The 11,198-nt window shown below is 61.7% G+C and carries 9 protein-coding genes and 1 pseudogene; 6 read left to right on the top strand and 4 right to left on the bottom strand.

Features of this window, described 5'->3' with window-relative positions; all coding sequences use genetic code 11:
* Positions 1-164, top strand: a pseudogene (locus tag AC1D2N_RS35740) (sugar ABC transporter ATP-binding protein); the annotation flags it as partial.
* Between the two features lie 108 nt (positions 165-272).
* On the opposite strand, the gene AC1D2N_RS35745 reads toward AC1D2N_RS35740, so the two are convergent.
* From AC1D2N_RS35745 to AC1D2N_RS35755, 3 genes are all read right to left on the bottom strand, one after another.
* Positions 273-2,516 carry a glycoside hydrolase family 2 protein gene (locus tag AC1D2N_RS35745; RefSeq protein WP_130653109.1) on the bottom strand — a complete coding sequence of 748 codons (2,244 nt, stop codon included), beginning with the start codon at positions 2,514-2,516 and terminating at the stop codon, positions 273-275.
* A 203-nt stretch (positions 2,517-2,719) separates the two neighbouring features.
* Positions 2,720-3,718, bottom strand: a complete 999-nt coding sequence (locus AC1D2N_RS35750) for a LacI family DNA-binding transcriptional regulator (RefSeq protein WP_018243688.1) — start codon at positions 3,716-3,718, stop codon at positions 2,720-2,722.
* 9 nt (positions 3,719-3,727) lie between these two features.
* Entirely contained in the window at positions 3,728-4,735 is a 1,008-nt protein-coding gene (locus AC1D2N_RS35755) for a Gfo/Idh/MocA family protein (protein WP_130653108.1), read from the bottom strand.
* Between the two features lie 203 nt (positions 4,736-4,938).
* Between AC1D2N_RS35755 and AC1D2N_RS35760 the strand changes: the two genes are divergently transcribed.
* From AC1D2N_RS35760 to AC1D2N_RS35780, 5 genes are all read left to right on the top strand, one after another.
* Complete coding sequence (locus tag AC1D2N_RS35760; RefSeq protein WP_130653107.1) at positions 4,939-6,231, top strand: ABC transporter substrate-binding protein; 1,293 nt, start codon at positions 4,939-4,941, stop codon at positions 6,229-6,231.
* Positions 6,232-6,325: 94 nt separating this feature from the next.
* Positions 6,326-7,213, top strand: a complete 888-nt coding sequence (locus AC1D2N_RS35765; RefSeq protein WP_477982974.1) for a carbohydrate ABC transporter permease — start codon at positions 6,326-6,328, stop codon at positions 7,211-7,213.
* Between the two features lies 1 nt (position 7,214).
* A complete protein-coding gene (locus AC1D2N_RS35770; protein ID WP_065276800.1) occupies positions 7,215-8,126 on the top strand; it encodes a carbohydrate ABC transporter permease in 912 nt (303 codons plus the stop codon).
* A gap of 19 nt (positions 8,127-8,145) precedes the next feature.
* Positions 8,146-9,228, top strand: coding sequence for an ABC transporter ATP-binding protein (locus AC1D2N_RS35775; RefSeq protein ID WP_130653105.1), 1,083 nt, complete (start codon positions 8,146-8,148; stop codon positions 9,226-9,228).
* Positions 9,229-9,271: 43 nt separating this feature from the next.
* A complete protein-coding gene (locus AC1D2N_RS35780) occupies positions 9,272-10,021 on the top strand; it encodes a ThuA domain-containing protein (RefSeq protein ID WP_130653104.1) in 750 nt (249 codons plus the stop codon).
* 1 nt (position 10,022) lies between these two features.
* Here AC1D2N_RS35780 and AC1D2N_RS35785 read toward each other — a convergent pair whose 3' ends face one another.
* Entirely contained in the window at positions 10,023-10,934 is a 912-nt protein-coding gene (locus tag AC1D2N_RS35785) for an SMP-30/gluconolactonase/LRE family protein (protein ID WP_018447037.1), read from the bottom strand.
* Positions 10,935-11,198 lie beyond the last annotated feature (264 nt).

Genomic DNA, 11,198 nt, shown 5'->3' on the forward strand with positions numbered 1-11,198 from the left:
CGGCCGGCTCCGACACCTTCGCCGTCACCAAGCTCGGCGGCAAATCCGTCGTCGCCCGCCTGCGCGCCGATACCGGCATCGCTCCAGGACAAAACACCCGCCTCGCATTCAATCTCGACAAGGCCGTCTTCTTCGATCCCGAGAGCCAGCTCAGGATTTCGTAACAGTCATTAGAGCGCCGCGCATCTATAAGACGCGTTAAGGACGTTCTAACACTTTGAGTTTGCACATAATCCTTTCCGAAAATCGATTTCGATTTTCGGGGTTATGCGCTAGGCAGCCGTCACGCTGAGCGACACCGGCGCGAAACGCGTCGAAACCGCTTCGACGGTGATCTCGCCCGTGAACCCCGTCGCCTCCAGCCAGAAGCCGGCGGTGCCGCCCTGGAGCGGCACGTTGGTCGGACCGACAATCCTTGCCGGGCCGTGCACCTTCAGCGAAATGCTGTCGTTCATGAAGGGCAGGCGCTGGCCGCGCTGGTCGAGGGCGCGGATGATGACGCGTGTGCTGTCGCGTTCACGGGCTTTCAGCGTGCTGCTATCGGCAACGACCTCCAGGGTCGTCGGCAATGGATCGGCCGCCAGCGTCAGGCTGGCCACCGGCTCGCCGCCGATATAGCCGGTGAATGTGCCGTCGATCCATTCGAGACCCCAGGTGCCGAGCTCGTCGGCAGTGAAATGACGATGGTCGAGCACGACGGGCGGATGCGGCAGATGCGGATAATTCTCGCGATCCGGACCGATGCGCTTGCTGAGCGCGCCATATCGCAGCTCCACCTCGTCGCAGTTGGTCAGGATGATCAGCGGCAGCACGCCGCCGATGTTGCGTTCGCCGCGCGCCCAGAAGGTCGCCGGCTTCATGACGATCTCCTCGGAAGGGTCGCACTGGCTGATATAGGCATAGGCCGCGAATTTCGGCTCGCGGAACATGTCCATGACGCCGTGATAGCAGATGCGGTCGCCGGAGCCGAAATCCTTGTGGGTGTTGTAATCGAACATGCACCAGCCGATAGCGCCGGAGATATCAGGATCGCCATAGGCGGCATTCAGCACTTCCAGGTGCCTGCGCACATGCTCGGCCTGGCGCTGCTCCTGGTCGTAAATCTTCGTCGGGTGCATGTGGCCGTTGAACTCGGTGATGAGGTACGGCACCTTGTGGGACAGTCCGGTATTTTCCTGCTGGGCGCGCAGCGCGGTGCGCGGGCGGTTGGCGCCCGGCAGCTCTTCATTGCCGAGGATGAAGTCGTTCATCGTATAGACGTCTTCGAGCAGCTCGCTCTCGGTGAGATAACGCACGCCGCCGGTCTGGCGGGTGCTGTCGAGTTCACGGGCGAGGCGATTGGTCTCGGCGTAGAAATCGTGACTATCCTGCGATTCGTTGATGCGCACGCCCCAGATGATGATCGAGGGGTGGTTCCAGTCGCGCTCGATCATGCGGCGGACGTTCTCGATGGATTCCTGCTGCCAGTCGGCATCGCCGATATGCTGCCAGCCGGGGATCTCCTCGAAAACCAGCAGACCGATCGTGTCGCATCGGTCGAGGAACCATTTCGACTGCGGATAATGCGAGGTGCGGACGACGTTGCACTTCAGCACCGTCTTCATGATGTCGGCGTCGCGCTCCTGGGCGGAACGGCCGGCGGCATAACCGACATAGGGGAAGGCCTGGTGGCGGTTGAGGCCGCGCAGCTTCAATGGCTTGCCGTTGAGGAGGAAACCTTCCGGCGTGAATTCGGCGGTGCGGAAGCCGAACCGTGTGGAGAGACGGTCGGAGCCATGTTCGGTCCTGAGCTCGACGGTGACGTCATAGAGCGTGGGATCGGTGATGTCCCAGAGGGCGATGCCGGTGAGGCCGCCGAAGGAAAGCCTGGTGCTGTCGCCGATCGTTTCGGTTGCGGCAGTGGCGACCACCGTGCCGTCGGCCTGCTTCAGCGTCGCGGTGACCGTCGCCGAGAAGCTGCGGCCCTCGGGATTGGCGATATCGACGCGTATGGTCGCCGATTTCTCCGGGTCGAGAACATCTGTGGTTTCGATCTTGAGATTGCGGATCGAGACCGGGTCGGTGACCTTCAGCCAGACATCGCGGTAGATGCCGGCATAGGTCAGATAATCGATGCGGCCGCCGAAAGGCGGAATGTCAGGATTTTCGCTGCCGTCGATTTTGACGGTGACGAGGTTCTCGCCCTTGGCGAGCTTGCCGGTGAGGCGGGCCTCGAAGGGGGTGTAGCCGTCCTTATGGGCAATGATTTCCTCGCCGTTCAGATAGACGACGCTGTCGGCCATGGCGGCGTCGAAGACGAGCGAGACTTCGCGGCCCTCGAATTCCGGCAGCCAGCGCAGCACCTTCTGATAGGTGAAGGCGCGCTGATAGCTGGTCTCGTCGAAATAGCTGAAGGGCAGTTCGACGGCGGTGTGCGGCAGGCTGACTGATTTGGCGGCATCGAAAGTTTCGAGCAGGCGCTGGCCGAAGCCCTCGTGGAAACTCCAGCCTTCATTGAAGGAAACGACGGAACGCATTTCAGGCTCTCCAGATTACGGCATCAGGGACATTGCGGCGCCTCTCGGCGCGTGAAAATCGGGTCATCGGTATTCCTCCTCGATGCAATGGATGAGCGCGCCGCTAAAGCACGTCACAGCGAACTTGATTCATGCGACGGGCTTTAGCTTTTTTCATGCATGTCGTCATCCCGGAACCGCTGTACACTTCCAGGCGACATGCATCAGGCAGTCGAGCCCCAGCGGGCGGTGCAGGTGAGCGTGATGCTGTGCGGGCCTTCGATCTCGGCGTCATGGCGTTCGATCAATTCGACGACGGCATCGATGAAGGCGACGTGGTCTAGGCTCAGCGTGGTGAGGTCGTTGCAATCCCAGGCGGCCATGGCGATGCCGTCCTGGCCGACGATGGCGATATCATCAGGGGTGTTCTTGCCGAGCACCCGGCGGGCTGCATCGCGCGCACCGATCGCCATAACATCGTTGCCACAGATGATGGCGTCGACCTTGTCACGGTGCAGCAGGAGCACGGCTTCTTTGAAGCCGGAATCATAGGAATAATCGCCGAAGGCCTGCGTCTCGAAGGCGAGGCCGCGCTTGGTCAGCGCATCGGCGAACCATTTGCGCCTGAGCTTGTCGATCCAGCTGGAATTGGTGCCGGAGAGGTAGGCGAAGCGCTTCTTACCGTCGCGGACGATCTTGTCGATGATCTCGTCGGCGGCCTCAGAGCCGTCGATGCGGATGCTGGAGACGTTTTCGTTGTCGAGCGGCTCGAAGGAGACGATGATCGGCTTCGTCGTATGGAAGATATCGACGGCATCCTGCATCGACACCATGTCGGAGAAGACGACGACGTGATCGACCTGATAGGTGGAGGCAAGGCGCATCAGCTGCAACCGGTCGGAATGATCGGCACAGCAGAGGATGATCGGCAGCAATTGTCTGGCCTGCAGGCGGTGGACGAGAAGCTGCTGCTCCTCAGCCTCGCAAGGGTTGCCGATCGCATTGACGACCAGGGCGACGAGGCGGGAGCGCTGGTTGTTCAGCGAGCGGGCGATCGCGTTCGGCTGGTAGCCATGTTCACGGGCGACGGCGAGGATGCGGTCGCGGGTCGCGCTGCCGATGCGTGAATCCGGCGAGAAGGCGCGGGAAATGGTGGCGGAGGAGACGCCGGCGAGTTTCGCCAGTTCCTTCGATGTGATCCGCCGTCTGCTCATACCGCTCATCTTCAGCGCCTATTGGGCGACGATCCTGACGGAAGCGCCGTCGGCCGCTGCCGATTCCTTGATTGCATCCCATAGCCTAGCGAATCTGAGGCCCATTTCAACGGAGCCGGAGTTTTCCATCTTTCCCTCGCGAATGGCGAGGAAATTCTTCATCGGGTTGCCGAGAATCTCAGCCTCCTCGCGTGGCTCGGCGGTGCGGCCGACACTGATCTCGCGCCAGCCGCCCCAGGCGTCGATGCGCACGATCGCCTTTGAATAGAAGAAGGTGATGTAGGAGGCGCAGCCCGGAGGGCCTTCGCCGGCGGCCGTCAATGTCGCCAGCGCGCCGTTCTTCAGCCGGGCGGAGACGGCGGTTGCGATATCGACCCGTCTGCCGTGGTTGTTCATGTAGGCCGACACACTGTCGAAATCCGAATTGGCGAGCAGGCAGACGGTGTTCATCATGTGGGCGCCGGTATCGAACATGAAGCCACCGCCGGAGATATCAGGCTGCTGCTTCCAGTGGCCGTCATAATTGGACGACCAGCTTTCCCAGATCATGCCCGATATGGCGATCAGCTCGCCGAATTCGCCGGCGAGAGCCTGCCGGCGCGTGTCGAGCACCAGCGGCGACAGGCCGCCCTGGAAGGCGGTGACGATGGTGACGCCGCTCTTTTTCTGCGCGGCGATCAGCCTCTCGGCCTCGGCGACCGTCGTCACCATCGGCTTTTCCAGGAAGAGGTCGAGGCCGGCCTCGGCGACGGCCGTTGCCTGCTCGGCATGGAAGGAATGCGGGGTAGAGACGTAGACGATATCGAGTTCGCCCCGGCATTCCGCGAGCATCCGGCGATAATCCTCGAAGCTCTTCGGTTGTGGTGCGCCGGCGGCGAGGCATACGTCGATCAGGCGCTGGCGTGAAGCCGCCGTGGTGTCGGCGAGTGCAGCAAATTCGACCTCCGGCATCTTGACCCAGCTCTCGGCATATTCCGCCGCCTTCAAGCCAGCGCCAATGACACCGAGGCGCAATTTCCTAGTCATGAAAATTCCTCCCTGAATGCATTGTGCACACGATTACACAAACGGTATCGCGATGGCAATATCTATATAGATAAGCAATATCAGTAAATTAAAACTCGCGTTCGAATCTTTTCAAAAACCATCTTGTCAGTGTTTGGAATGCGTGTACATTTTCGCAACCGGTGCTGGAGGGCGCCGTGTCTCTAAAAAAGGGAGGACTTCAATTGAAGAAGATGGTTCTTGGCGGCCTATGCGCCGTTCTGCTGAGCGCGGTTTCGACGCTGGCGCAGGCTGAAACAATCCGCATTGCAAATCACGGTCAGGCCGGCATCGACGCGATGAAGTCGACGGTCGAGCGGATCGAAAAGAAATATGGCGTCACCGTCGAGGTCATCGAATATCCGGCGCCCGACAAGGATTACCTGACCAAACTTCTGACGGAGCTCGGCGCCGGCAACGCGCCCGACCTCTTTTCCATCCCGACCACGGCTGCCGTCGCCGACATGGTGGAAGCCGGCTATCTCGCGCCTGTTACCAAGGAGTTCAAGGCTTGGGATGGCTACGCCAACCTCTATGACGTTGCCAAGGAGCTTGCCGTCAGCCCGGATGGTGAAACCTATGTGATGCCGTTCATGCTCGGCATCCAGGAAATCTATTATCGCAAGGATGTTCTCGAAAAGGCCGGCATCTCGACCGAACAGCCGAAGACCTGGCAGGAGCTTCTCGACCGCGCGGCCGAAATCAAGCAGAAGACCGGCGCCTACGGCCTGCTCTTCCCGGCCGGCGTCTCGTGGGGAAGCGGCGCCTTCGACGAAGGCTTCCAGCATCTGCTCGTCGGTTCCAAGACGCCGCAGCTCGTCGATGCCGACGGCAAGCTCGATCTGAATGGCGAAGGCATCAAGGATGTCTTCAACGTTTACAAGGAACTGATCGACAAGGATCTGATGCCGACGCAGCCGCTGCTCGGGCCTGAGCCCTGGGTCGTGCCGAAGTACCAGATGTTCCCGGCCGGCAAGCTCGTCGCCACCACCTGCGGCTCCTGGTGCTATATTTTCGACTGGGGTCGCGAGAGCAAGAATCCCATCCCTGACGTGACGAAGGTGGTCGGCACCTGGACCGTTCCCGGCCAGAGCAGCGGCCAATATGTGCTTGCCAATCTCGCTGCGCCGTGGGCCGTCAATTCCAAGTCGGCCAATACCGAGCTGGCGATCAAGGCGCTGATGGAGATCGGCTCGATCGAGACGCAGGTTTCCTACGCCGCCCGCATCGGCAACATCCCGGCCAGCAAGGATGCGGCTGACAATGCCGAGTTCCAGAAGCTGACGGAACTGGTTCCGATCCATGCGGCGGCCGGAAACGGCGTGTTCCTGAAACAGGCCTCCGGTTTCGGCACGGTTTCGGAAGGCGTGGCGCGGGCCACCGAAGCGCTACTGCGCAAGGAGACCGATGCCGCCGGCGCCCAGAAGATCCTCGTCGATTACGTCAAGGAAACGCTCGGCGACGACATGGTCAAGTAAGCTCCGGCACCCTCTCTTCCGCCAGGACGGGGACGCGGCGCCATCGCCGATCTTCCCGCTTTCATTCGATAAGCCGATAAGGTTGTGAGCTTCCATGGCCCGAAACTCTCATGAAAAGCGCGCCGAGCGGCAATGGCTGCTGATCCTGCTGCCCTCGCTGGTGCTGCTTCTGGCCTTCGTCATCTATCCGGCCCTCTATTCCATCTATCTGAGTTTCACCAACGAGGCGCTGACCGGGGCCGCGGCCCTTCGGCCCCGCTTTGTCGGTCTCAGGAATTACACGCGGCTCTTGAACGACGCGAAGTTCTGGAATTCGCTATTCGTCACCTTCGTCTTCGTCATCGGTTCGGCGGTGATCGGCCAGTTCGTGCTCGGGCTGATCTCGGCAATTGCGCTGCGCCGCCCGATCCGCTTTCGGCGGGTATTCTCGTCGATCATCCTGTTGCCGAATGCAGCCCCTGAGGTCGTCGCCGGTTTCATGTGGATCTCGATGCTGGCAGGCGGCGACAATGCCACACTCAGCCGCATCGTCAGCTTCTTCGGCATCACGCCGGCCGACTGGCTGCAGGTCTTCCCGCTGTCGATGATCATCGTCGTCAATACCTGGCGTGGCATCGCCACGGCGATGATCCTGTTAACGGCCGGCCTCAGTACCATTTCGACGGAGATCTATGAGGCCGCCCGCATGGACGGCGCCACACCCTCGCAGATGTTCCGCCGCATCACCCTGCCGCTGATGATGCCGACGATCCTGCTCTACATGCTGATCTCGGCCGTCTCCACCATTGCCGTCTTCGGCCTCGTCTATGCGCTGACGCGCGGCGGACCGGGCGGGGCGACCGAGGTGGTCAGCATCTATATCTACAACCAGTCCTTCACGGCGTTCCAGCTGGGCTACGGTGCTGCGGTCGCCGTCGTCGCGCTCGTCATCTCGCTGATCCTTGGCATCGCCTATGTCCGGGCCATGAAGGTGGAGGTCTGACATGGCCGTCGTTTCCCCGAGCGAAACTGCAAATAGGGGTCGGTCCGACCTCATTGCCTATGCGACGCTGTCGCTGATCTCGATCTTCTGCGCGGTACCCTTCTTCTGGGTGCTGATCGCCTCGTTCGACGGCAATGCGCAGCTCTTCCTGCATTGGCCGGAGCAATGGACCTTCGCCAACTATGTCAGGGTCTTCACCAAAGAGGACGGGGCGAAGTGGCTGTTCAACTCGCTGTTCGTGGTCGGCGGCGCGACGCTGCTCGTCATGGTGCTTTCCGGACTTGGCGGCTATGCGCTATCGCGCACCCGGGCCTGGTGGAAGCTGCCCTTCCTCTACGCGATCCTGCTCATCCGGGTGCTGCCGCCGACGGCGCTCGTCGTGCCGCTCTACAAATTCCTGCTGACGCTGAACAACGCGGAAGCGGCGGTGCTTAGGCCGATCTTCGGCAGCTATGCCCGCGATATCATGCGCTGGACCGGTTTCATCGACGGTTATCTCGGGCTGATCCTGGTGCTTGCGACGATGCAGTTGCCGCTGGCGCTCTGGATCATGAAGACCTTCTTCGACGGGCTGCCGAGGGACTACGAGGAGGCGGCGCTGATGGATGGGGCAACACTTATCCAGCGCATCCGCCGGGTGCTGATCCCGCTGGCGCTGCCGGGGCTGGCTGCGGCCGGGCTTTTCGCCTTCATGTCGGCCTGGGGTGATTTCCTGCTGCCGCTGATCCTCCTGTCGTCGCCGGAGTTGCAGACGCTGCCGCTCGGTCTCTTCCGCGCCTTTCTGCGGATCAACGAGATCGATTACGGCCTGCTGACGGCGCTGGCTTTCATCTACCTGCTGCCTGCCGTCGTCGCCTTCGGTTTTGCGCGGCGCTTCCTCGTCCAGACATTTTCGGGCGGCGTGAAGGGCTGAGATCAAGAAAGAGAAACAAATGATCAATCTCAGAAACGTTCGCAAATTCTACGGCGCGCTCGAGGTCATCAAGGGCGTCGACATCACCGTGGAAGACGGCGAATTCGCGGTCTTCGTCGGTCCGTCCGGCTGCGGCAAGTCCACGCTGCTGCGGATGATCGCCGGCCTCGAAGGCATCGACGATGGCGACCTCATCCTCAACGGTAAGCGCATCAACGACGTGCCGCCCGACAAACGTGGCATCGCCATGGTGTTCCAGTCCTATGCGCTCTATCCGCATATGAGCGTTGCCGAAAACATCGGCTTCTCGCTCAGCCTGAAGAAGGTGCCGGAGGCAGAGATCCGCCGGCAAGTGGAGGGTGTTGCCGAGATCCTGCAGCTCACCGACTATCTCGACCGCCGCCCGGCCGCTCTTTCCGGCGGCCAGCGCCAGCGCGTCGCGATCGGCCGCGCGATCATCAAGAAGCCGGCGCTGATCCTGTTCGACGAGCCGCTGTCGAACCTCGATTCGGCGCTGCGCGTGCAGATGCGCGCTGAGCTGCAACGCCTGCACCGCGAGCTGAAGGCGACGGTCGTCTACGTCACTCACGACCAGGTGGAAGCGATGACGATGGCCGACCGCATCGTCGTGCTGAACAAGGGCGTGGTAGCGCAGGAGGGTGCGCCGATGTCGCTCTATCATGAGCCGGACAACGAATTCGTCGCGACCTTCATCGGCTCGCCGAAGATGAACGTCATTCCCGTCACTATAACGCGGCCGGCGGCCGGCAAGGTGCATCTCAACAGCACGATCGGGCTTTCGCTCGATCTCGCCGATGCCAACGGCGCGCTGCCGCAGGGCGAGGCCAAGCTCGGCATCCGGCCGGAGCATCTGAAGATCGCCGCCGAGGGCCACGACCACTTTACGGCCGAAGTCGTCATCGTCGAGCGCCTCGGCGTCGAAACCTACATGACCGTCGGCGCGCAGGAGCAGCCGATCGTCGTGCGCGCTGAGGGCGATATCGCCGTGCGGCCGGGTGACCGCGTGTCGCTGACGGCCGATCCCGCCGCCTGCCATCTGTTCGATTCCGCCGGCCGGGTGATCCGTCCGGCAACCGCCTGACAATTTCGCCTGAAACATCACAGCCTAGACATCGAGGAATGCCATGACAATCAAGGTCACCATCTGGAACGAGGGACGCCACGAGCAACTCCACAAAGAGGTTCAGGAGATCTATCCTGATCGTATCGACGGAGCGATCGCTGCCGGCATTGCCCATCCGGATTTCGAAATCCGCCGCGGCATGCTGGATGATCCTGATGAAGGTCTGCCGGACAGCGTGCTCGATGACACCGACGTGCTGCTCTGGTGGGGGCATATGGCGCATGAGGAGGTCAGCGACGGGCTGATCGACCGTGTGCAGCAGCGCGTGCTGAAGGGCATGGGCCTGCTGGTGCTGCATTCCGGCCACCACTCCAAGCTCTTCCGGCGGCTGATGGGCACCAATGCCAACCTCTCCTGGCGCGAGACGCCGGATGGCGATCTGGAGCGCGTCTGGGTGGTCAATCCTTCGCATCCGATCGCCGAGGGCCTGCCGCCCTATTTCGAGGTCAATGCCTCGGAAATGTACGGCGAGCCCTTCGATATTCCGCAGCCGGACGAGCTTGTCTTCATCTCCTGGTATTCCGGCGGCGAGGTGTTCCGCAGCGGCTGCACCTTCCAGCGCGGGCGCGGGCGCATCTTCTTCTTCAGCCCCGGCCACGAGACCTACCCGATCTATCACGACAAGACCGTGCATAAGGTGATCTCGAACGGCGTCCGCTGGGCGCGGCAGAAACACACTGATGGCCGCATCCTGGAAAACTGGCATCGGGCCGAGCCGCTGCACGGCCGTCCCGATAGACCGAAGGCCTGATCTACGGATATTGCGCGCCGGTCGTCTTGATATAAATCGAATAGACCGAACGCGTTGCGGTGATGAAAAGCCGGTTTTTCTTGGGGCCGCCGAAGGTGAGGTTGGACACCGTCTGCGGCACCCTGATCTTGCCGAGCAGCGTTCCGTCGGGCGAAAAGCAGTGCACGCCGTCGGAGGCACTCGTCCAGAGATTGCCGGCGACATCGAAACGGAAACCGTCGGGATGGCCAACATCGAGGCTGCAGAAATAGCGGCTGTTGGCAAGCGTCCTGCCGTCGATGACGTCGAAAACGCGGATATGGCGCGGCACGTCATGTTTTGCGGAGCCGGAATCGGCAATATAAAGCTTCGTCTCATCGGGCGAGAAGGCAAGGCCGTTCGGCTGGATGAAATCCTCGACGACGGCGTCGATCGCCCCGCTTGTCGGATCGATCCGGTAGACGTTGCGCGTGGGCTGCTCGGGCTCGGCCTTGTGGCCCTCGTAATCCGACAGGATGCCGTAAGTCGGATCGGTGAACCAGACCCCGCCGTCGGAGTGTACGACGACGTCGTTCGGCGAGTTCAGCCGTTTGCCTTTGTAGCTGTCGGCGAGAACGGTGATGGTGCCGTCCGTCTCGGTGCGGGTGACGCGGCGGCCGCCATGTTCGCAGGAGACCAGCCGGCCCTGCCGGTCGCGGGTATTGCCGTTGACGTAGTTGGAGGGCGAGCGGAAGACGGAGACCGTACCGTCCGGTGTCCAGCGCATCATGCGTTCATTCGGGATATCGCTCCAGAGAAGGCAGTTCAGGTCGGAAAACCAGACTGGGCCTTCCGTCCAGCGGCAGCCGGAATAAAGCTCCTCGAGGCCGGCGCTGCCGATGACCATTGCACCGAAGCGTTCGTCGCGGATCTCATAAATCGGATTGTCGCCCATGCCAGTTCCTCCCTGAATGCTGCCGTTCTTTTCCTAGCGGCAAAAAGCTGGAGGTGCCAGAGCCCGGCGACGGAATTGCCGGGCTCCGGTTTTCCTAGAGCCTTTCCTGGTCAGCTTGAAGCATTCTGTTGGCTCAAACGGAGTCGGATGGTCGACCGGCCGGCGCGCGTCGTAGCCCGGCTCTACGGCCAAGCCGGCCGGTCGATCAGCCGGCCCGTTTCAGCCAACCCGAAGGGCCGGGCATCTTTCCGCCAGGATCAAAGG

The sequence above is a fragment of the Rhizobium sp. P1_B8 genome, assembly GCF_056406515.1.